The sequence below is a fragment of the Capnocytophaga sp. oral taxon 863 str. F0517 genome (assembly GCF_000466425.1).
Lineage (GTDB): Bacteria > Bacteroidota > Bacteroidia > Flavobacteriales > Flavobacteriaceae > Capnocytophaga.
This window is the reverse complement of sequence record NZ_KE992152.1, coordinates 60,829-82,994: the sequence shown is the minus strand read 5'-3', so window position 1 is coordinate 82,994 and position 22,166 is coordinate 60,829. Positions and strand designations below refer to the sequence as shown.

At 41.4% G+C, this 22,166-nt stretch carries 16 protein-coding genes and 2 tRNA genes; 5 read left to right on the top strand and 13 right to left on the bottom strand.

Features of this window, described 5'->3' with window-relative positions; all coding sequences use genetic code 11:
- Positions 1-547: 547 nt before the first annotated feature.
- From HMPREF1551_RS06745 to HMPREF1551_RS06700, 10 genes are all read right to left on the bottom strand, one after another.
- Positions 548-793 (bottom strand): hypothetical protein, encoded by a 246-nt coding sequence (locus HMPREF1551_RS06745; protein WP_021628329.1) that lies wholly within the window; start codon positions 791-793, stop codon positions 548-550.
- An 11-nt stretch (positions 794-804) separates the two neighbouring features.
- Positions 805-1,950 carry a DUF2931 family protein gene (locus HMPREF1551_RS06740; protein WP_021628328.1) on the bottom strand — a complete coding sequence of 382 codons (1,146 nt, stop codon included), beginning with the start codon at positions 1,948-1,950 and terminating at the stop codon, positions 805-807.
- A gap of 39 nt (positions 1,951-1,989) precedes the next feature.
- Complete coding sequence (locus HMPREF1551_RS06735) at positions 1,990-2,478, bottom strand: hypothetical protein (protein WP_034544442.1); 489 nt, start codon at positions 2,476-2,478, stop codon at positions 1,990-1,992.
- Positions 2,479-2,522: 44 nt separating this feature from the next.
- A complete protein-coding gene (locus tag HMPREF1551_RS06730) occupies positions 2,523-2,876 on the bottom strand; it encodes a hypothetical protein (protein WP_021628326.1) in 354 nt (117 codons plus the stop codon).
- A 16-nt stretch (positions 2,877-2,892) separates the two neighbouring features.
- Positions 2,893-5,745, bottom strand: coding sequence for a carbamoyl-phosphate synthase large subunit (gene carB, locus HMPREF1551_RS06725; protein WP_021628325.1), 2,853 nt, complete (start codon positions 5,743-5,745; stop codon positions 2,893-2,895).
- A 16-nt stretch (positions 5,746-5,761) separates the two neighbouring features.
- Positions 5,762-6,907, bottom strand: a complete 1,146-nt coding sequence (locus tag HMPREF1551_RS13135) for a PD-(D/E)XK nuclease family protein (protein WP_021628324.1) — start codon at positions 6,905-6,907, stop codon at positions 5,762-5,764.
- A 152-nt stretch (positions 6,908-7,059) separates the two neighbouring features.
- On the bottom strand, positions 7,060-7,476 hold the full coding sequence (locus HMPREF1551_RS06715; RefSeq protein WP_021628323.1) for a type II toxin-antitoxin system VapC family toxin: 417 nt from the start codon (positions 7,474-7,476) through the stop codon (positions 7,060-7,062).
- Between the two features lie 2 nt (positions 7,477-7,478).
- The gene (locus tag HMPREF1551_RS06710; protein WP_021628322.1) at positions 7,479-7,721 is read right to left on the bottom strand and encodes a hypothetical protein; all 243 of its coding nucleotides are present in this window, start codon (positions 7,719-7,721) and stop codon (positions 7,479-7,481) included.
- 246 nt (positions 7,722-7,967) lie between these two features.
- Positions 7,968-8,040, bottom strand: a tRNA-Gly gene (locus tag HMPREF1551_RS06705).
- Between the two features lie 131 nt (positions 8,041-8,171).
- The gene (locus tag HMPREF1551_RS06700; RefSeq protein WP_021628321.1) at positions 8,172-11,411 is read right to left on the bottom strand and encodes a DUF2723 domain-containing protein; all 3,240 of its coding nucleotides are present in this window, start codon (positions 11,409-11,411) and stop codon (positions 8,172-8,174) included.
- A gap of 146 nt (positions 11,412-11,557) precedes the next feature.
- On the opposite strand from HMPREF1551_RS06700, the gene HMPREF1551_RS06695 reads away from it, so the two are divergent.
- The 5 genes from HMPREF1551_RS06695 to HMPREF1551_RS06675 all read left to right on the top strand — a co-directional run bounded on the left by HMPREF1551_RS06695 (position 11,558) and on the right by HMPREF1551_RS06675 (position 19,359).
- Positions 11,558-11,628 (top strand) — tRNA-Gln (locus HMPREF1551_RS06695).
- Between the two features lie 231 nt (positions 11,629-11,859).
- Positions 11,860-15,018, top strand: a complete 3,159-nt coding sequence (locus HMPREF1551_RS06690; RefSeq protein ID WP_021628320.1) for a SusC/RagA family TonB-linked outer membrane protein — start codon at positions 11,860-11,862, stop codon at positions 15,016-15,018.
- 20 nt (positions 15,019-15,038) lie between these two features.
- Positions 15,039-16,580 (top strand): RagB/SusD family nutrient uptake outer membrane protein, encoded by a 1,542-nt coding sequence (locus HMPREF1551_RS06685; RefSeq protein ID WP_021628319.1) that lies wholly within the window; start codon positions 15,039-15,041, stop codon positions 16,578-16,580.
- An 11-nt stretch (positions 16,581-16,591) separates the two neighbouring features.
- A complete protein-coding gene (locus tag HMPREF1551_RS06680; RefSeq protein ID WP_021628318.1) occupies positions 16,592-17,650 on the top strand; it encodes a substrate import-associated zinc metallohydrolase lipoprotein in 1,059 nt (352 codons plus the stop codon).
- A 2-nt stretch (positions 17,651-17,652) separates the two neighbouring features.
- Positions 17,653-19,359, top strand: coding sequence for a DUF4302 domain-containing protein (locus HMPREF1551_RS06675; protein WP_034544438.1), 1,707 nt, complete (start codon positions 17,653-17,655; stop codon positions 19,357-19,359).
- Between the two features lie 101 nt (positions 19,360-19,460).
- Here the strand turns inward: HMPREF1551_RS06675 and HMPREF1551_RS06670 are convergent, their stop codons facing one another.
- From HMPREF1551_RS06670 to HMPREF1551_RS06660, 3 genes are read right to left on the bottom strand one after another with little or no spacing between them, the layout of a single operon-like run.
- Positions 19,461-21,497, bottom strand: a complete 2,037-nt coding sequence (locus HMPREF1551_RS06670) for a M13 family metallopeptidase (protein WP_034544432.1) — start codon at positions 21,495-21,497, stop codon at positions 19,461-19,463.
- A 40-nt stretch (positions 21,498-21,537) separates the two neighbouring features.
- Positions 21,538-21,849, bottom strand: coding sequence for a type II toxin-antitoxin system YafQ family toxin (locus HMPREF1551_RS06665; protein WP_021628315.1), 312 nt, complete (start codon positions 21,847-21,849; stop codon positions 21,538-21,540).
- Entirely contained in the window at positions 21,842-22,102 is a 261-nt protein-coding gene (locus tag HMPREF1551_RS06660; RefSeq protein ID WP_021628314.1) for an addiction module antitoxin RelB, read from the bottom strand. Before HMPREF1551_RS06660 ends, HMPREF1551_RS06665 begins: the two co-directional genes overlap by 8 nt.
- Positions 22,103-22,166 lie beyond the last annotated feature (64 nt).

The window sequence follows — 22,166 nt, the reverse complement described above, 5'->3', positions numbered from 1 at the left end:
TGCCGCTTAAGTCGAACTCACGTTATTTTAAATACACAAGTATAAATGAGTAATTTTTTACATAATACTGCCTAATATAAAATGCAATATCAGCAAACATTTACACACTTTATTAAAAATACCGCAATTATATCTTCAGTACAGAAAGGATATATAATGGATATAGGAAGAATACAGGAAGCCTCAACAAAATCTATTATCAAATCAGCAACAAAAATATCGAAACATTGCAAATAATGCAATACCCCCGCTGGCGCAAGCTTGCAGCTTGTGCCCAATTCAAAATTCAAAATTCATAATTTGCCAATTCCCCTCGCACTATTTATAGCGCTTTATAGGCTTGCTTGAAAAACTCTTTTCTCTATGGCGGGTAAAAGGAATATAGTGGGGCAGTTCTTTTGTATTGTATTGATTGTAAAGCTATTGAAATTTTAACAACACATCTGATACATTACCAAACACCCAAGTAGTAAGCTATAAGCTCTTATTATAATAGGCACGAGCTACAAGCTGGCGCCAGCGGGGGAACTGCCGTAGTCTTTTTTCTCTATGTTTCAGCAAATATAACCGCGTTATCAGATGTAATATCATTAGCAACACCCGCTAAGTCTCTTCCGTATATATCAAAAGCTTTATGTTCAAAAAATATAATAGCATTAGGATAATCATTTCTTAAATCATAATTATCTAAAAGATAAGTAGTTCCATCAAAAAAAAGTCCAAACTCCAAATAAATTATTTCAGAGTCAATTTCTTTTTGTTTTCCTGAATTACGTACATATACTTTGCTCATAGCCTTATATTTTAGTTATCAAAAGGTGGTGCATATTTTTGATTTGCTTCCCCTATGTCAATTAATTTAGGTTCTATAAAAGCCTCTTTCCCATTATCTCCCACTAAACGAACTGTAAGATAAGAATTGATGCGATTCATTCGAATATCCAAATGCGCTTTTACTTCATCAGGATGTTCTCCAAATACTTTTTTATAGGCTTCTAAAGTATCTTCCCAATCAAACTGAAGTCCCACTCCATATTTTATGCCATCTTCAGCCTTATAAGTAAAACTTATTTCCTTATACAAAGGAAGTTTTCTTATATTGTGATACAATTCTTGGGGAGCAAAAACATTTTTATGTTCTTCTAAAGCTATAAAGTCTGTGAAAAAAAAGAAAGATCCTTCTCCATTCCAATATTGATAATGCACATCTCCCATTTTTCCATTAGGAATTTCAAAAGTAGGATACCATTGGTACTGATGGTTTCTATAACTATCCCATAAACCGAAGGGAATAGGTTTATTTTTGTTTGCCTCACGAAAATCCTCAGGAATGATGGTGTTACTATTTAAAACCTCTTCTCTATCCTTTTTACTAAATATAAGTTTTTGGTGATTGTCTAATCCTTCAGGTTCTCTAAGCTCTATTTTATCAGCTTGATATCTTCCTATTTCTGTAAGAGGCAAATAACCATACCCCACCCATAACACTACTACGCCACCGGGGGCAATACCCACTACTATAGTATCATAGGTTTTATGTCTTACTTCTCCATTAGGTACTCTTTGATTAAAACCTTCTCTAAAAAGCTTTGCTATCTTTTCGTAATCAATAGCGGTTTTGAGCCTATAAAAACAATCTTCTTTATACGACAGCCATACCATATCTACATTTTGGGGTAACTCTTCCATTGAACGACTTTCATACCCCATAGCACATCCCCAATCAGGTTCTTCTGTTATAGAGTAAAGCTCACCTATTATAGACATTCCTCCTACTCTTCCAGCGTAAAAACGTATAGGGTAACCTATAGGGGTATTCACGGCTACTCCCCATTTATATTCAGGCTGGGCATTAGCATTAGCCTTATTTTGTTTTGCTTTATACCCCCAACAGCCCGTAAGCCATAAGGCTATAAGTATAAACAAGATGAAAATAGTGGTTTTTATCATAAGAATAGGTTTTTATCGTTTTAAATAGCAACCTGTGTGTTACAACTCCTCCCATAGAATAAAGAAATTTATATACAGTTCTTCAGCAGAGAGATTAGGATACAGATAACGAATGAGCTTTTTAGTAAGTTTCCCTTTACTCATTCCTGCAAAGATAAGTTCTTCCCCCTTGTAGATTCTCTGCTGTTTGGTTGCTGTTGAAAAATGCAAGGTAAGCACTTCATTGCCATTTGCATAGAAAAGGAAACTACTTACGACATCAATCACCCAAGGATATTCTTCTTTATAAACTGTTTTATCTTGCAATATTTTAAGCAATCGCTTTCCTTTGGATAGAGGAAGCCTTCTTCGTTTCTCAGTAATACGTTCTTCTTCTGGAGCACCAAACCACGAAGTTTCTTTTGTCCAGCCCGTACGATGTACAACTGCGACACTGTCTAATTTCCCCTGATAGAGTTTGCTAAAATCCATTGCTTTAGGATATTGTACCAGTGCAAGACAAGGGAGAAGGAAGAATAAACGGAACATAGGTTTTAATAGTGTCATAGTACGTGATTGTTTTTTCTTAAAAACTATTTTCTCTGCCATTTTTTCAATTCTTCTTTAGTAAGAATATTTCTTAATGTTATATTCTGTTCCCAATTAGTTTTATAGTCACAGTAATTATAATCATTGACAATGGACTTACTATCTTTCAAATCAAGTTCTATTTCTACATCATCTAAAACGATATTAGCCTTTATCTTTGTTCTTAAGATAGTACCATTATGCCTCCTTATGATACGATGATAAGCTCTTTTACCTATCCCTTTATCCTTAAAAATAGCTTTCCTATAACTACGAGACATCAAATTATATTTTTCATCTCGCAAATATACAAAAAATACTTTGCCAAAATCAAGATTTTGACAAAGTATTTTTATCAATCAGTAAGTCTTGCGACTACTTACTCAAATACATCTTCCTCCTTGTATAAATATCGTAGAAAGCATCATCTTTAAGGCTATCTATAAACAAAATACTTTCACCAGTGGATTTCATCTCTGGGCCGAGCTTCTTATCTACATTCGGGAATTTGTTGAATGAGAATACAGGTTGCTTAATAGCAAAGCCCTCTAAGTGCGGGTTGAAATAGAAGTCTGTTAGCTTCTTTTCACCGAGCATAATCTTAGTAGCGTAGTTCACATACGGCTCTTGGTAGGCCTTGGAGATAAACGGTACTGTACGCGAAGCACGTGGATTGGCCTCGATGATATACACTACATCATCTTTTACAGCAAACTGTATATTGATAAGCCCCACGGTATTGAGTGCCAAGGCTATCTTCTGGGTGTGGTCTTTGATCTGTTGGATCACAAACTCACCCAAGTTGAACGGTGGTAAGGTCGCGTTACTATCGCCCGAGTGGATACCACAAGGCTCTATATGTTCCATAATACCAATGATATACACATTCTCGCCATCGCATATCGCATCGGCTTCGGCCTCTATGGCGCCGTCCAAATAGTGGTCAAGCAAGAGCTTGTTATTAGGTATCTTACGCAAGAGGTCTACCACATGGGCTTCCAGCTCTTCCTTGTTGATAACAATCTTCATACCCTGACCGCCCAATACGTAGGAAGGACGCACCAGTAGCGGGAAGTCCAATTCGTCTGAGAGTTTCAGTGCTTCATCAGCGGTTTCAGCTACGCCAAAGCGTGGGTAAGGAATATTGTTCTCTTTCAGCAGAGTTGAAAAACTACCTCTATCTTCTGCCAAGTCGAGCGACTGGAAGCTGGTACCTATGATTTTGATACCATATTTGTCTAATTTCTCGGCCAACTTCAAGGCGGTTTGTCCACCGAGCTGCACGATGACCCCTTCAGGCTTCTCATGTTGGATAATATCATAGATATACTCCCAGAATACAGGCTCAAAATAGAGCTTGTCAGCAGTATCAAAGTCAGTAGATACCGTCTCTGGGTTACAGTTGATCATAATAGTCTCATAGCCACATTCTTCCGCTGCCAATACCCCATGTACACAGCAGTAGTCAAACTCAATCCCCTGCCCGATACGGTTAGGCCCTGAACCGAGTACCACTACCTTCTTGCGGTCAGTAACCACACTGTCATTGGCTACATACTCCTTGCCGTCTGCGGTGCGGATAGGCGCTTCGAAGGTAGAATAATAGTAAGGAGTCTGCGCCTTGAACTCGGCTGCACAGGTATCTACCAATTTGAATACGCGACGTATATTCAACTCCTCACGCTTCTTATGTACCTCACTCTCCCAGCAACCCAGCATATAAGCTATTTGTCGGTCGGCAAAGCCTTTCTGCTTAGCTTCAAAAAGGAGCTGCTTAGGTAGTATATCTATCTTATAGTTGGATATTTCTTTCTCAAGGGCACAGAGTTCTTCGTATTGTTTGAGGAACCACATGTCTATCTTGGTGATTTCATGAATACGGCTTAGCGGAATACCCATCTGTACGGCATCGTATATCACAAATACCCTATCCCAGCTGGGGTAAGTAAGTTTTTCAATGATTTGTTCGTAGTTCTTCTCTCCTTTACCATCAGCTCCCAAACCATTACGCTTGATTTCGAGCGATTGGGTAGCTTTCTGTAAGGCTTCTTGGAAAGAACGACCTATCCCCATGACCTCCCCTACCGACTTCATTTGCAGGCCAATAGTACGGTCTGAGCCTTCAAACTTATCAAAGTTCCAACGCGGTATCTTCACGATCACATAGTCCAAGGTAGGTTCAAAGAAAGCGGAGGTGGATTTGGTAATTTGGTTTTGCAATTCATCCAAATGATAGCCAATAGCCAATTTCGTCGCTATCTTAGCGATAGGATAACCGGTTGCTTTAGATGCCAAGGCGGACGAACGCGATACACGTGGATTGATTTCAATAGCGATGATATCTTCTTTTTCATCAGGAGATACGGCAAACTGTACGTTGCAACCACCGGCGAAATCACCTATGCTGCGCATCATCTTGATAGCCATATCGCGCATACGCTGGAAAGTGCGATCGGAAAGGGTCATTGCAGGAGCTACCGTGATAGAGTCACCCGTATGGATACCCATAGGATCCATATTTTCAATGGTACAGATAATGGCTACATTGTCATTCTTATCGCGCAAGAGTTCCAGTTCATATTCCTTCCAGCCCAAAAGTGCCTTATCAATGAGCACCTCGTGGATAGGAGAAGCCTCCAAACCACGGTTAAGCAGCATATCGAAGTCCTCTTTTTTATAAACGATAGAAGCTCCTGTACCACCCAAGGTAAAGGACGGACGTATTACGAGTGGAAAACCAAAGCGTTGGGCAATTTCTTTCCCTTTGAGGAAGGAAGTAGCGGTCTCCGAAGGAGCCATAGGGATTCCTATTTCGTCAAGCAACACTCGGAATTTCTCGCGGTCTTCAGTGATTTGGATTGCATCAATATCCACCCCGATGATTTCCACTCCGAAGTCCTTCCAAATACCTTTTTCGTCTGCCTCTATACAAAGGTTCAGGGCAGTCTGTCCGCCCATAGTAGGCAGTACGGCATCTATTTCGGGGTGAGCCTTGAGGATTTCCACCAATGATTTAGTGGTAAGGGGTTTGAGATAGACCACATCCGCCATGGAAGGGTCGGTCATAATGGTAGCAGGGTTGGAGTTGATCAGTACGGTTTTGATACCGTCTTCGCGCAAAGAGCGTAACGATTGCGAGCCTGAGTAATCGAACTCGCAGGCTTGCCCGATAATAATAGGTCCTGACCCTATAAGCAGAACACAATTGAGGTCGTTTCTTTTTGGCATTTTTTCTTTGTTCTAATTATGAGTTGTGTGTTTCTCTAAGTTTTACGAAAAAGTTATGTACGAAAGTATATACAGCCTTATCTATTTCTTTTATATTATGATAGTCTTCTATTGTAAACCATTTGAACATTCCTCCTCCAAATCCTCCTAGTGTAAACTCTTCAAGCAATTGTATCCTTGAAAGTCTATCAGAAATAAATTGTGTGCACTTATCCTCTTCTATATTGGGACACCAAAAGTCTAAACAAGATTTATCTTCATAAAAATGTACATCCAATTTATAGACTATCCCTCTTTCTTCATATCCTTCAAAAAGCTGATGATGAGGTCTATAGCGATATATGTTTGTAAAAGGCGCATAATCCTTTCCTATTTTCTCCATAAACAAATCCATTCTATAAGGCTGTAATTCGTTTAAAAGAGAGACTAATATTTGTGCTTTTTTTCTATTCTGTTCATCACTTACAACTTCATAGAAATCTTTTTTCAATTCGTTATCCATAACAATTAATGATAAGTGTTTAATAAGTTTCATATATTGATAAATAAAAGTAGAACTATCGTCATCATTTTTCATTTTTGCTTCTATATAACAATTAAAGAGCCAACCATTACAAAGATTTTTTTCATCTTTTGCAAAGGCAACAATATCAATTATTTTGTCATCTATTTCTTTTTTTCCTACTTTTGGAGCATTTTTCTTTCCATTTAAAGTTAAATAGACAATACTGTCCACTAAATACCCTTTTTCAGAAGCATAATCATAATACCTTTCTATTTGATTAGGCATATCCACAGCATCATTGATTTTGTTTTCTATAATGATACATCTTTTAGAAGTTTCATCTTTTATCCAAATATCAATTTTACCCTTCTCTCTTAAAACTTGATAGTTCTGATAATTGTTTTCATCAATAATAGCACCATATTTTTCAATCAAAAAAGATAAAAACAACTTAAAAAACTTTTCTTTTTGAAGATGTCTTTCTTTTGGACTCAGTAAAAGAGCTATCACATCACTATGAAAGTTCTCTAAGTAAGAATTATAAGAAGAAATAGTAAAAAGATTGAACCCATTATTTTGCTTTTCTCGTTCAATTCTCTCAACTTCTTTATCTATATTTTCAAATTTTTGATGTAAGATGAAATTTCTAATATCCATATTGTATTACCTATTTAAAAAATAGCTATACTTTTCAAACGAAAAATATAGCTATTGTATTATTAAAAAAGAATATCCCCTCGTAGCTCTCGCAGATACGACTTAAGGGAGTTTGTGAAGTAATATTAAGTGAGTTCATTAAATATCAATAATTATTTTGCCAAGGTATTGAAAAACTCTTTGATATCTACTATTGAAATATCGTCTACCAAAAAATCTTTCTGATTTCTCGTAATTATAACAGGAATATTATATTTTTTAGCTGTAAAATACTGAAAAGCATCTTCTAAATCCTTGAAAGAAGAATGATGGGCTGAAAAAACTATTTCTTTATTAAAAGGAAGAATAGAAGCTAATTGATAAATAATCTCCAACTTCTCTCTTACTTCTTTCTCAGAAAAAATTTTAGACAAGACGTAGTTTATAGTTGCTATTGACAAAGATGATATATGTGGTGTTATATCTTTCTTTTTGCAATAGCTAAATAGTCTTCCTGCGTCTTTACTAAAATTCCTACGCCTCAATAAGAGATCTAATAGCACATTAGTATCTACAAAAATTCTTTTCATCTTTATGCCAAATATTTCTTCATAAGATAATCAAACTTTGCAGCCTCTACATCTATTTCTATTTCTTGGGGAACAAGCTCATTAAGTCGTTCAAAAAGAGCTTCTAAATCAGTGTGTTTCATCCGCTCTCTCCATTCTTCTTCTTGGGCATAAAGTAATTCTAACTGACCTTCATTCAGGTTATTATCCTCTTCACAACCCCTTGCTTTCTCCAAAATAGATGAATTTATATCTAAAGCATTCATAACCTAACTATTCTATGGGGCAAAGATACTAATTATTTTTGAGATAAAAGACCTACTTTCCTTAAAAATCTTATCCTCCATGATGCTAAGGTGTGTTAAGTAAGGAATCCCTTGCAGAGGTAGCTAACAAGTTGCCCAAACAGTAACAAGACATAAAAACAGTAATAAGAGTGTTTACCTTATGAAGAAGATAAGAAAAAAGCTACATTTTTCAGATGAAAAATATAGCTATGATTATTAAGAAAGAGCGAAAAACGGGGTTCGAACCCGCGACCTCAGCCTTGGGAAGGCTGCGCTCTACCAACTGAGCTATTTTCGCTTACCTTTTACGCTACAAAGGTACTAATTATTTTTTAAATAGAGGCTTTTTTCTTCAAAATCTTATCTACCATTCTCTCAGAGGCCTAAATTAGTGGAGTCCTCTGTATCAGGAGCTTGTAAGGAGTCTTCCTAATCGTTCGCGCTCGGTTCCTCTTCGGTGGCAAAGCCGTAGGCCTTTCCTAATTTTTTTAGGCGATCTATATAATCATCATAGATGGCCTTCTGTTCCTCGGAGAATGCCCTATCCTCTATAAGCGAAAGGAGCAATACCTGATAACGCCTTAGGTCATAGGCAATTTCATCGGAAAGTCTGATGAAGTTTAGCTGAGAGAAGGTTAGGTAATACTCGACTTTTTCCTGATACTTGCGTGCTACCTCAAGGAATAGCTGGCGCGCCTTCTCCGGCTCTTTCACTGCATAATAGCCTGATATAAAAGGCTCCAAGGTGAAATAATAACCTATATGGTTGATAGGAATGCGCGTGGTGGCTATATCAATGATGTCTTTGGCCTTATCCAATTTGTCCTCTGCGATAAGGGTTTCGGTAAGGCGAGCTAGGTTGCCTCGGAACACAATAGTATTGCGGCGGGTTTCAGGATCATGGTATATATTCGGATCGTCCATATTCCCCCAGTCCCAGCTCTTGACAATATCATACATCAGGTCTCCATCTATACGCCCCATATCATAAGGATTATCCTTGTCAATAGGAGTCTTAATAGGCACCAACTTATAGGCCATTCCATCGAGCTGTAGGTAATCGCGCATCCAAATATATTCCTCATCACTATAGCTACCTCCTGTGAAGTAAATAGGTCGTTTCCAGTCATTATTGGCTATAATATCCAGCATCAGAAGCCTATTCTTACCCATTCCATATGAGGGAAGCCTGATATCTATATAATCGACAATCTTATCCGCATCCTCAGGCTTTACAATCCCGCTCTTAAGAACGTTTTCCTTATTGACAGGGATACGTATCTTATTAATAGGATAGCTGGAATAGAAGATAGAGGGCGCATTATCACGTTTTTTCTCTAATTGATCCTTAGGATCATCACTGCTCACCCACTTCATAAGGTCTTTTATAGGCCAAGTACTATTAGTTTTCTTATCAAAGTAGATCACATCTCGCACCCCATAGGCATATTGGCGGTGTTCCAACTGGGAGGGAATCGGATCGCTGGTGTAGGCCTTACATTTCATTTGATCAATATACCAATCGGTTCCCAGCAGAGAGGTATTGATAACCCTTACATCGGTACGATAGTGCTCTACCTCCTGCATGTACCACATCCCGAAGGTATCATTGTCCCCTATGGAGAAGATCATCGCTCCGTTATCCTTGGAAACCGAATCCAAGTAACTCTTACCCAGCGCACGAGCGGTATAGCGATTAGATCGGTCATGGTCATCCCAGTTTTCGGTCAGCATACGGGCAGGTACTACCAAAACACACAAGAGCACTACCCCTGGGGCTATCCATTTGGAAGATAACTTTTCCTGCAAAAGCGAATAAAGCGCATATACCCCCATCCCTATCCAGATGGCAAAGGTAAAGAAGGAGCCCACCAAGGCATAATCACGCTCACGAGGCTCAAAAGGCCGTTCATTAAGATAGACCTTCAGTGCCAAGCCTGTAAAGAGGAAGAGCACGGAGACCACCCACCACTGGCGTTTGCTAGAGGAGAACTGGAAGAACAAACCTACCAATCCTAATAGCAATGGTAAAAAGAAATAGGTATTGCGTCCACGGTTATTTTGTGCATCGGAAGGAAGGTGATCCTGTGGATAACCTGTATGCCATTCGTCTATGAAGGAAATTCCTGAAATCCAATTGCCATGATTATTGCTAATTTTCCCTTGTATATCGTCCTGACGCCCTACAAAATTCCATAGCAGGTAGCGCAAATACATATAGTCGAACTGATAGCGGAACATAAAACTTAGATTGTCCCAGAAAGAAGGCTTCTCTACGATAAAGAAAAGCTGATAGTCACGGAGTTTGTTGGTATATTTCTCCAGATCACCTGCATACAAAGCCGCTTGCAACTCTTGGTTCATATACTCCACCTCTTGGCTACCCATATATTTAGGATTGACTCTATACTTCAGCGGAGTAGTCAGGCTCATATAGTTGGCCGCATGCTCCCCACTCCACATACGGGGCAATAGCCCTATATGATTGGGGTTGGGGGCTTCCAAGGCATCCTTATAGTTATTGACGATGATATACCTATGAGCCTTGTAGTCCCGCTCGTACTTAGGCTTTTCATCGGTATAGTCTACCGGAGGAGCAAACTGGTCGGAGTACATAGGCCCCTTGAAAAGATAGGTCTTTTGGTACTGTTCCAAGTTATAATAAGCCAAGAGCAAACGAGCATCGGTAGGGCTGTTCTCGTTGATCACCGTTCCCGCATTGGAGCGAATAGGAATCATCAGCCAAGAGGAAAAACCAACAAAAACAAAAAGCAAACAAAGCGTAGCGGTCTGTAGCAAACGCTTCTGATGTTTTTGGGCTTTTCGCAAGGTAAAGGCAAAGGCAGCTATAATCCATACGCCAGTGAAGATAGTTCCCGAATTGAAAGGCAGGTGTAATGTATTGACAAAGAAGACCTCCGTATGACCAAACAAGGCCAAAGTATAAGGGAGTATCAGCTTGAATATCAATAGTAATATCGAGATAGAGATCACATTGGCCAAGATAAAGTTCTTCACATTCTTCTTAAAATGAGACTGGAAGAAGTAGAGCATCCCAATGGCAGGGATGGTAAGCAATGCCATAAAATGCACCCCAAAGGAAAGTCCTACCACTAAAGCGATGAGCAACAGCCACTTATCCCCACGAGGACTATCGAGATTGTCCGTCCACTTAAGCCCCAGCCAGAACATAGCTGACATGAAGAGCATCGCCATGGCATACACCTCTGCTTCGGTAGCATTGAACCAAAAGCTATCGGAGAAGGTATAAGCCAAAGCACCCACTACCCCACTGCCATATATAGCAATTACTTGCCCATTGGTCAGGGTATCCCCCTTAGCAAGAACAATCTTTTGGGTGAAGTTGACTATAATAAAATAAAGGAATAATATAGTAAAAGCACTGGAGAACACCGAGATGAAATTCACAAAAAGCGCAGTCATCTCTGGCGAAGGCGAGAAAGAGGCAAAGAAAGCCCCTACCATCTGGAAGAAAGGCGCCCCCGGTGGGTGTCCTACCTCCAGCTTAGCCGAAGTAGCTATGTATTCCCCACAGTCCCAAAAACTTACGGTAGGCTCCACCGACAGTCCATAGGTAAGCAAGGCGATGAGAAAGACCCCCCATCCTACAAAGAGATTATACTTATGAAAGTGCTTCTGTAAGTCCATTTTTATCTTTTTAAAAAAACGGAGCGAAGTTAAGCATTTTTATCTGAACTACCTAATAAAATCAGGAGAAAAAATTTTTTCTATTTTTTTCTCGAAAGTGTTGCAGATTAAAAAAAAAGTTGTACCTTTGCACCGCAATTGAGAGATGGTCTATGGTGTAATGGTAACACAGCAGATTTTGGTTCTGTTATTCAAGGTTCGAGTCCTTGTAGACCAACTTTTAAATAATTCTTCTGAATTGGGTTAATCATATTATTATAGTTTAAAGTTATCTAAAAAGCTACCTAAGATGGGTAGCTTTTTTTATTATATGATCTACACAGCTCTATCCCTAATGATTTTTATCCTATTATTTTTATTACTTCACACATTATAATTTAAATATTTTTAACGTTATATTTTTATTGTTTCTCGTATCTTTGCCTTGTGAAAACAAAAACTGATATATATGCAAATAAAGACAAGTGTTTGCCTGTTATGGGTGTTACTGGGCAGCTTTCACAGCTGGGCTCAGCAACACACACTCCGAGGAACCGTCAAAGATGTGCAAGGACGACCGCTCTCTGGAGTGACTGTCTCCCTCAAAGGAGAAACTTCCTCGACTACCCTGACAGATGCACAGGGTCAGTATTCACTCTCTGTCAAAGAGGGTAGCACTATCATATTTTCTGCTCTGGGATACCGCAATATAGAACGACCCTTAGGGACTTCTACTACCTTGGATGTGGTAATGGAGACCCCTCAGGCAAGCCCTCAGCCTACCACCTCTTCTCAGGGCGTGGCGCGTACCAATGTGCGAGGGCCTTCCTCTATCTATGGTGATAGCAAACCGCTATGGGTTGTGGATGGAGTAATCCTTGACGATGGGGTCGATCTCTCCCCCGATGCGCTCTCCTCCTCCGATGCCAAGCTGCTCATCGCCTCTGCGCTCGGAGGTCTCTCCTCCGACGATATTGCTTCCTTCAAGGTACTCAAAGATGCCTCCGCTACCTCTATCTATGGGCCTCGTGCTGTAGCCGGAGTGGTGACTGTTACCACCCGAAAAGGTACCAAAGGCACTAATAACATCACTTATACCAACGAGTCCACCTTCAGAATGATCCCCTCCTATGACAATTTCAATATCATGAACTCTCAGGAGCAAATGGACTTCTTTATGGAGATGTATCGTAGAGGTAATTTTGCCTATGAGACCCTTACCAATCGTCGCTACAAAGGAGAGTTCGGCCGTATGTACGAGCTGCTCAACACCATAGGCCCTGATGGTAGTTTCGCCTTGGAAAATACTGAGGAGGCCAAAACCGCTTTCCTTAGAGCTGCCGAATACCGCAATACGAACTGGCTGGCCAAGCTCTTCCAAACAGGGGTTATGCAGAATCACGCTGTAAGTATCTCCACCGGTACCGACAAGGCTTCCTATTACGCCTCTGCTAGTGTTCTTTCTGACCCAGGATGGATGAAGTTTAGTCATAATGATCGCTATACGGCCAATCTCAATGCTAACTATCGCCTTAGCTCCAAGGTACGTTTCAATCTTATTCTCAATGGAGCTTATCGCAAAGGGCGTACCCCTGGAGATGTAGATCCTTTGACCGGAAAGGTGTCCTCCGAACTGGGACTCAATCCTTATTCTTATGCGATCAATGCCTCTCGTACCCTTGACCCTAAGGCCTATTATCGCTATCGCTATGCACCTATGAATATCTTCGAGGAGCTGGAAAACAACTATACCGATACTCATGTAGGCGATCTTAAGGTACAAGGACAGCTCTCCTGGCTCATTACCCCAAAAGTGGAGGCCACAGCCCTAGGAGCTATCAAGTACCAAAGTGCCTCCCACGAACTCAACCAAACCGAGTACTCCAATATAGCTAAGGCTTACCGTGCCGCGGATAACCTAAATATGCTCAAAAACAATGAATTTCTATACGAAGATCCTTATGATGATTTCGATGTAAAACGTACTGTACTTCCTGAAGGGGGAATCCGTGAGAAAAGTGAGAGTTTCCTCTCTGGAAAAGATTTCCGTGCTACCTTGAGCTATAAAGATGCTTTTAGCGAAGGAAAGCACAAGCTCCAGCTCTTAGGCGGTATGGAAACCAACGACACTTATCGCAGCAAAGACTGGGGAAGGCTCTTTGGAATGATCTATGACCTAGGAGAGATCTCTTATTTCTCTTATGAGGCTTTCAAGCAGTTACAAGAGAGCAAGTCATCCAACTACTATACCGTTGCCCATACTACCACTCGCAATGTTGGGATCTTCTCCAATGCTTCTTATACCTTTCTAGATCGCTATACCTTGGATGGTATCCTCCGATACGATGGTACTAACAAATTCGGCGCCTCTCACTACATCCGATGGATGCCTACTTGGAACCTCGCCTTCTCTTGGAATGTGACCAAGGAGGCCTTCTTCCCTAAGAATACAGGAGCCCTTTCTCAGTTAGCCCTTAAGGCTTCCTTTGGGGTAATCCCTGAGAGCCCTAATGCGCCTACTTCCTTGGTGAAGATCATGGGGGATGTTCCTTGGCGTAGCAATACTCGTACCCGTGAAACAGCCCTTAAGATCAGTGAGCCAGCAAGTCATGACCTTACCTATGAGAAAAAACAAGAGCTGAACATAGGTGTACAAATGGGCTTTTTCCACAACCGCATCAATCTTGCCCTCGATGGCTATACCCGATACAACTATGACCTAATAGGCCGTGTGCCTACCCAAGGCCTCAGTGGAAATATTCTAAGAGTGGGCAATGTGGCTGAAATGAAATCCTACGGATTAGACCTGAGCCTACAGACCCAAAATATCAAGCTCAAGGACTTCTCTTGGACTACAACTCTTATCTATGCCAAGAATGAGAACAAAATTACCAAGCTCTATGTGGATGCTTCCATTTCCGATATGGTGCGCGGTAGTGGCTTCTCCAAGGAAGGCTATCCGGTAAGCTCCATCTTCTCTATTCCTTTCCGAGGGCTCAACAGCAACGGGCTTCCTACCTTTGCGGACTCCGATGGTAATACCACTGTCGATGGACTCCGCTTCGACCAGAGAGAGAACTTGGACTTCCTTACCTACTCCGGCACAACCATACCCACCGATGTGGGTAGCCTCGGTAACCTCTTTACTTATAAGGGACTTTCATTCAATGTATTGCTAACTTATTCCTTTGGCAATGTACTACGCCTACCTACCGCCTTTAAGGCCAATTATGACAATGATGCCTTAGCACTGCCTAAGGAATTTGCCAACCGCTGGATGCAGCCTGGTGATGAGCACCTTACCCAAATACCTGCGATTGCCTCCCCTTACCAAAGAGACCAAATGCCTAATCTGCAATATGCCTACACTGCTTACAATTATTCTGATGTACGCATTGCCAAAGGAGACTTCATCCGCCTGAAAGAAATCTCTATAGGCTATGATTTTGACAAAGATCTGCTTAAAAGCATGAAAATAAAGCGATTAGGAGTAAAACTACAAGCCACCAACCTCTTCTTACTCTATGCCGATAAGAAGCTCAATGGGGCAGATCCTGAATACTCTACCGCCACTACCTTTGTCCCCAATCCCAAGCAACTCACCTTTAGCTTGCGTGTAGGACTATAACCCTCTAATAACGATATTTTATGAAAAAAAATTACATAGCTTTGTTTGCCTTACTATTGCTTAGCTTAGTAGGGTGCAGCAAATTCTTAGACAAGAATCCGGACAGTCGTGTAGAACTGGATTCACCCGAGAAGATACAGAAACTCTTAGTCAATGCCTATCCGAATCGTACCGCGGCCGTAGTTACAGAGTTTTCCTCTGATAATATAGATGACATCGGGGAAAATAACCGTCGTACTATACCTTTTGTCAAAGAATTGGTCTATTGGGATCGAGACTTTCACGAATATGGTGCCCGTGATGGCTTGCGCAATCTTTGGAATGACAACTATTCCATGATCTATCATGCCAATATAGCCTTAGAGGCTATCGACCGCTTAGGTGGTAATACCCCTACCCTACAGGCTGCTCGTGGTGAAGCGCTCACCATACGTGCTTATGCCCATTTTGTATTGGTCAATCTTTTTGGCAAACACTATAATACCCAAACCAGTACCACTGACCCCGGTATTCCTTATATAGAGGAGCCTATCAATGACTTCCAAGCTCAAAGACCTCGCAATACGGTAGCCGATGTCTACCAACGTATCGAGCGAGACCTTACCCAAGGACTTGAGCTAATCAATGATAGTTATTACAAGGTGCCCAAATTACACTTTAACAAAAAGGCAGCACAGGCCTTCGCCGCACGCTTCTTCCTCTATTATCAAAAATGGGACAAAGCCGAACAGATGGCCACTGCTGTATTGGGAGAAACCCCTACCACACTGCGCAATTGGGCAGCCTTCCAACCTCTCTCTGGAGAAGACCCTCATGCTAAGGAATATACTCGTGATGATATCGATGCCAACCTCATGCTCGCTACGGTTAATACCAACGCCACCGCTTATATAGATGGGGCTTCTATCATAGGACGATTCAGCCACGGAGAGGCGATCTGTCTAAGAGAAACCTTCCGCAATGAGAAAAATATATGGAGGCCGAATAACTACAAGGACAAACCTTTTGAACGCTATCGTACTGAAATTAGCAAATATATCTATACCAAGTATCCTACTTATGTAGATAACCGATCTCAAATTGTCCTTTTCTCTACCGACGAAACCCTCTTGGTTCGTGCCGAGGCTCGTATCCTCCAACAGAAGTATGCAGAAGGGGTAGCCGACCTGAAGTTATTCACCAAAAACTACCTTACTTCAGGGCAAGAATTCAGTCAAGAAGATATCATCCGCCATTACAGCGATATTGCCTATAGCGAATATGATGAGCATTCCCTCTTAAGTCGAGCCACTCAGAAGAAAAGACTCTATCCCGACTTTGCTATAGATAGTACCCAAGAGAACCTACTTCACTTCCTCTTGCAGTGCCGTAGATTGCTCACCCTTGGCGAAGGGCTGCGCTGGTATGATATCCGCCGCTATGGTATCGAAATCTATCGACACCAACTCAACAGTGAGGGAACCGCTTATGTGAAAGCCGTACTCTCCAAAGATGACAAACGCCGCTCCCTCCCCCTTCCTGTAGAAGTAGTAGCGGCAGGAATGCAACAAAATGATCGATAAAAACAAAGCTTATGAATAAGATAAAATGGTACCTCCCTCTGCTGATTGCCTTCTCCTATATAGGCTGTAATAAGGATGAGCTGAACAAAGACAATCCTAACAAAGACAAAAGTGTAGTGGAATTCTCCTCTCCAGCAGAAAAGAAATTCCAAACAGACTTAGACCGATATATCATAGCAAAATTCACCCGTCCCTACAATGTGAATATGGTATATCGCTTCTCCGAAGACCATATCAGCCGCAATATGTTCCCCTATGTGGCTCCACCTTCTTCGGAAAAAGCCCTACAAATGGCTAACTTCCTCAAGTACATGTACTATGAGCCTTATACCATGTTCACCCCTACGGGCTTCCTACAGAACTATTCCCCTAAGGAATTGGTTTTCATAGGCTCTCGTGCTTTCTCCGACCGCGGTACGGCCTATAATGGACTGGCTACCAATGCTGTAAAGATAGAAATATTGGGGATCAATCATATGAATCCCAATACCAGCGACCCTACCGAGATCAAGAATATAGACAACCGAGTACTGAGACTGATCTATCACGAATCGTCTCACCTCTTAGAACAAGTGAAGGTAGTGCCTAAGGAATTTGAACAACTCTCCATAGCTGATTATAAAGGAGGGGGTTGGACTCGTGCTTGGCGCGGAGAGACCTACCTCAAGTCAGGCTTTATCAGTGCTTATGCCAGCGATAATATCCATGAGGATTTTGTGGAGACCATCGCCCGCTATATCATCTACTACCAAAAGAACCAATGTGACTGTCCGGCTGCGGATACAGCACATGATGCCAATGGTGATGGACTGGATGATACCGCTTACAACACTTGGAAAAGGGCTATATATCAAAAAGGATTCATCTGGGAAGAGGAACTCGAGAAAGCCAATGGAAAGAATAACACAGAGGCTACCTATACCGGAAAGCAAATCTTGGAACAGAAGATCTCTATGGTCAAGAACTACCTCCAAGGGGAATGGAATATTAACCTTGATGCCCTCCGCGATGAAATCCATAGGCGACATGCCCTCTTGCAAACCAAAGATTTTTCTCAATACGAATGGTAATTATGAAACAACAAACCTATATACTCCTTACTGCCCTCTTACTCTTAGGGGCTTGTGATCAAAAAGAAGATGCTGTCTATGGAAAGGATAGCAGCTATGTACAACGCACTAACGAAACCATTGACAGATATGTCTCCACACTTGAGAACGCCCCCAATGGCTGGCTATTGACCCTCTATGCGGGAGGAAATCAGTCTTATGGTGGATACAATGTATTGGTGTCCTTCGCCCAAGGAAAGGTAACTGCTGTCTCCGAAGTGGTGCCAGAGGCAGATACCTCCGATTTCTCCCTCCTCTTTGGCGAGAAAACCATTCTCTCTTTCGATACTTACAATAAGGTATTACACTACTTTGTAGAACCATCCTTCCTTTTCCCTCATGGAAAGGAAGGGGACAACCAGTTCGAATTGCAGTCCTACCAGGATGGGGTATTCACCCTTCGTGGTAAGCGTTCCAACAACTTAGTCACCCTCAGCCGCTTCGAAGGGGATAGAACTGCCTATTTAGAAAAAATACGTGAGCGCGCTTCTCGCTTGAAGTCTGTTGGTATTGCTCCAATGACCATTAACGAAAAACAAGTTCAGCTTACCCTCCACCCTACACTTCATCAGCTAAGCCTAACTGTAGAGGGGAACACTCAAAAGGTGGCCTATGCTTATAGCGATCGAGGACTAAAGCTCTATGAACCCACTACCATAGCAGGTTATACCTTTACCGAACTGGCCTTCTCGGAGGACTACCAAGAGCTCTCCACCATCGATGGTAATTATAGGAGTGCCCTTAGCTATACCCTACCCTACGACCTTAATACCCGCTCGCTTTGGTTCTATCTTACCGCTGATGACTGCTCGGCTAATACCACCTTTACCCGACTATTTGACCAGTATAAGAACTTTTCTTATGATGGCTACTCCTATAGTGCCAACCCGAGAGTACGTATAGGCTCCGTCTCCAATGAGCGCTCTATTGCCTTTAGCTTCTATCAAGGGACTGATGCCAAAACCCGCTATACCTTGGACTTCCTTCCTGTAGCAGGACATCCCAATCAGGTGAATATTGTAGAAGGAGTGCGTAGTCTCAACTGGAATGTGTTTGCCAACCTATATCCCATCGTAGAGGCTCTTATCCGATATGCTCCCTACGAGGTCATCGATGTGAACCAAGATGGCTCCCAATACCGATGGGTAAGTACCAAGGATGGCCAAATAAGCTTTCTCACTACCCCTAACCAACCTCGCTTACCGTACAACTTCACTAACAAACGTACCTCCATCAACTTCACTACCAACTACGTTTGTGATGCTATGCTAACGGCCTATAATAGCATAAAGCGACGTACCCGTACCGTGAACAACGTTAGGGTGAGAGAGGATCTTAATCCATTGGTATATTTTGGAAAACAAGATAATAATTCAGGTTTTTCCTTCCGTATTACTCGTACCCCTACCTCTGGAGGTCGAGGTACCAATGTGAATGTTGTCCTCAATATGGATTACCTCGGGGTAGCTTGTGCTACCAACCAATTAAATATGGTAGAGAAGAGCAATATTGACCAAAACACCAATTGGAAGTACTACCCCTATTTGGCACCTTTGGTAGAAATTTTCACCAACAATGCTCCCTATATCATGTATGATTATAATAATGGTTACATAGGTTGGGTTAGCGCCAAGAATCCTGACATCTGGTTCTATACAAGAGAACAATAATAGTGACAAATAACAAGTGACGAGTGACTAATCCCTTAGTGGTTATTAGTCACTCGTCACTTCTCTTTTTATTAGGCACTAGTATTGGTCACTAGAGTCTATTACCATATTTTTACGCGGTCTTCTGGCCTGCGATAGAGTTTATCACCTTCTTTTACATCAAAGGCTTTGTACCAAGCCTCTACATTGGTCAGAGGAGCAAAAGCACGGAAATAGCCTGGGGTATGAGGGTCTGTCTTTACCTGATTGATCATATACTGATCCGTAGAGAGCGTACGCCATACGGTTGCCCAAGAGAGGAAGAAACGTTGATCTTGGTTATACCCACTGATATCAGCTACAGCACCATGGTCTTTGAGATATAACTGGAGCGCATCAAAGGCAATATTCACCCCTCCGAGGTCAGCGATATTTTCCCCATTGGTAAAGGTGCCATTGACGAAGATACCCTTCACAGGTTCATATTTGTCGAACTGAGCCGCCAAGGCTTTGGTTACCTTATCAAAGTTCTCTTTATCGGCAGGAGTCCACCAGTTTTGTAGGTTTCCATCCGCATCAAATTGGGCACCACTATCATCAAAGCCGTGGGTCATCTCATGGCCGATTACCGCTCCTATACCTCCGAAATTCACCGCAGGATCGGCCTCAAAGCTGAAGAATGGCGCTTGCAGAATAGCCGCAGGGAACACGATTTCGTTATAGAGCGGATTGTAATAGGCATTCACTGTCTGTGGGGTCATTTCCCATTTGGTTTTATCCACAGGCTTACCCACTTTGTCTAACTCTTTTTGATAAGCCCACTGGGTTACCTTCACTAAATTATCAAAGAGCGAAGCATCGGCAGAAAGGGTCAGCTTAGAGTAATCCTCCCACTTATCTGGATAGCCTACTTTTACCGTGAAAGTACCAAGCTTATGGAGTGCTTTCTCCTTGGTCTCATCACTCATCCAAGTAACGTTCTTGATATGCTCGGCGAAACTTTTCTTAAGATAATCCACCAGTGTTACCATTTCTTCTTTGGCCTTAGCAGGGAAATACTTCTCTACATAGAGCTTCCCGAAAGCCTCCCCTACAACTCCATTGATCAAGGAAAGGGCACGCTTATTCATGGGGCGTTGTTCCTGCTGTCCATTGAGGTACTTGCTATAGAAGTTGAAGGAAAGTTCGTCCAAAGCTCCGTTAAGATTTTCTGCATTACTTGCCACTAAGTTATAACGGAGATAATCCTTAAGTAAAGAAAGGTTCTTCTCATTGACAAACTTGTCATATTCTTTGTACAAACGTATTTCCCCTACAATTACCTTATCAATATTCACACCCACTTTTTGGAGCAAGGCAGGAAGATGAAGGTTTTTTACCAATTTGGAGAGTTCCGCCATGGTCTGTGGGTTGTAGCTAAGATTGGGATCGCGATCTTCCTCATTGGTAAGCATGAGTTTGGCCAAATCCTTTTCAAAAGCGACCTGTTTTTGAGCCTTTTCATCAGCAGCGGGGTCACCAAGGAGCTTGAAAATATCGGCTACAAAGAGCTGATACTTATTAATAGCTTCGGTATTGCTTTCGCTTTGCTTTTGGTAGTAATCACGACCAAGCCCTAAGCCAAAATTACTCAAATATACTGCATTTTGGTTAGAATCCTTCATATCAGCATAGACCCCCCAGCCACAGATAGGGTTTGCTCCCAGTGGAGTCACCTCTTCCAAATAAGCCTGTAAGTCGGCCAAGGTCTTGATAGCTTCAATCTTCTTCAAATAAGGCTGAAGCGGCTCCAATCCTGCCTTATTACGGGCATCCATATTCATATAGGTTTTGTAAATAGCTTGGATCTTCTGTCCTTCGGAACCATCGGGATAGCTTTCCTTAAGGAGGTTATCCAAAAGGGAGAGGCACTGCTCATCGGTTTCCTCACGGAGCATATAGAAGGTACCCCAAGAGGGTTTGTCGGCTGGGATTTTAGCGGTTTTCATCCACCCTCCATTGACATAGCTATAGAAATCATCTTGCGGGCGCACAGAGGTATCCATTGCCGAGAGATCAAGTCCTTTGTCAGTTGTTTCTGCTTTCATGTCGTTCTTTTTAGTAGGATTGCCACAAGCCACCATTAGGGCTAGGCAGGAATACAAGTGAATTTTATTCATATGCTATTAAGTTTTGAGTTGTTAGTTTTGAGTTCTTCTATTAACTGAAAAGTTCTGAATGCGAACCTAATCGTTCCAATACAATTACCATTTCTTCATCATCTTGTTGCCATATAAGGAGTAAATCTCCCTCTATATGACACTCTAAGCATCCCTGATATTGTCCTATCAACATGTGTGGTTTCATCTTCTTAGGAATCTCAGAGACTCCTCCCTTTTCTAATAGTTTTACAACAGCTAATATCTTTTCAATTTTATTAGGTTGTTTTTTAAATTTCTTGAGTTCTTTTTTAAATATTGTAGCATAATATAATTCATACAAATGCTCTTCTTGTTCTTCTATATCATTCATCTTCTGACAATATTTCATTGAACAATTCTTCAGCACTTTTATGCCCCTTTATAAGACCCTTTTTGTGTTTTTCAATCAATTTTTTCCCCTCTTCTATAGCCTCTATAGTTTCTTTATTAGGTATAGCCTTTTCTATGGGGTAAGTTCTTTGGGTATCTACTACAGTCATTTTAACCCTAAACTTCTCAAAAAGGGCTTGAAATAGGGGAATATCCACATTGTCAATCGTTGCTTGTATCGTTGTTGTCGCCATAATTTCTTGTTTTAAAGAGCAAAATTACAAAGAAAGTTTAAAATAAAAAAGTTAAATCATAATT

What these genes read in the sequence shown, in the direction of transcription:
- HMPREF1551_RS06745 (WP_021628329.1), bottom strand. Translation starts at nt 793, where the DNA reads ATGAGCAAAGTATATGTACGTAATTCAGGAAAACAAAAAGAAATTGAC.
- HMPREF1551_RS06740 (WP_021628328.1), bottom strand. Translation starts at nt 1,950, where the DNA reads ATGATAAAAACCACTATTTTCATCTTGTTTATACTTATAGCCTTATGG.
- HMPREF1551_RS06735 (WP_034544442.1), bottom strand. Translation starts at nt 2,478, where the DNA reads ATGTTCCGTTTATTCTTCCTTCTCCCTTGTCTTGCACTGGTACAATAT.
- carB (WP_021628325.1), bottom strand. Translation starts at nt 5,745, where the DNA reads ATGCCAAAAAGAAACGACCTCAATTGTGTTCTGCTTATAGGGTCAGGA.
- HMPREF1551_RS13135 (WP_021628324.1), bottom strand. Translation starts at nt 6,907, where the DNA reads ATGGATATTAGAAATTTCATCTTACATCAAAAATTTGAAAATATAGAT.
- HMPREF1551_RS06715 (WP_021628323.1), bottom strand. Translation starts at nt 7,476, where the DNA reads ATGAAAAGAATTTTTGTAGATACTAATGTGCTATTAGATCTCTTATTG.
- HMPREF1551_RS06710 (WP_021628322.1), bottom strand. Translation starts at nt 7,721, where the DNA reads ATGAATGCTTTAGATATAAATTCATCTATTTTGGAGAAAGCAAGGGGT.
- HMPREF1551_RS06700 (WP_021628321.1), bottom strand. Translation starts at nt 11,411, where the DNA reads ATGGACTTACAGAAGCACTTTCATAAGTATAATCTCTTTGTAGGATGG.
- HMPREF1551_RS06690 (WP_021628320.1), top strand. Translation starts at nt 11,860, where the DNA reads ATGCAAATAAAGACAAGTGTTTGCCTGTTATGGGTGTTACTGGGCAGC.
- HMPREF1551_RS06685 (WP_021628319.1), top strand. Translation starts at nt 15,039, where the DNA reads ATGAAAAAAAATTACATAGCTTTGTTTGCCTTACTATTGCTTAGCTTA.
- HMPREF1551_RS06680 (WP_021628318.1), top strand. Translation starts at nt 16,592, where the DNA reads ATGAATAAGATAAAATGGTACCTCCCTCTGCTGATTGCCTTCTCCTAT.
- HMPREF1551_RS06675 (WP_034544438.1), top strand. Translation starts at nt 17,653, where the DNA reads ATGAAACAACAAACCTATATACTCCTTACTGCCCTCTTACTCTTAGGG.
- HMPREF1551_RS06670 (WP_034544432.1), bottom strand. Translation starts at nt 21,497, where the DNA reads ATGAATAAAATTCACTTGTATTCCTGCCTAGCCCTAATGGTGGCTTGT.
- HMPREF1551_RS06665 (WP_021628315.1), bottom strand. Translation starts at nt 21,849, where the DNA reads ATGAATGATATAGAAGAACAAGAAGAGCATTTGTATGAATTATATTAT.
- HMPREF1551_RS06660 (WP_021628314.1), bottom strand. Translation starts at nt 22,102, where the DNA reads ATGGCGACAACAACGATACAAGCAACGATTGACAATGTGGATATTCCC.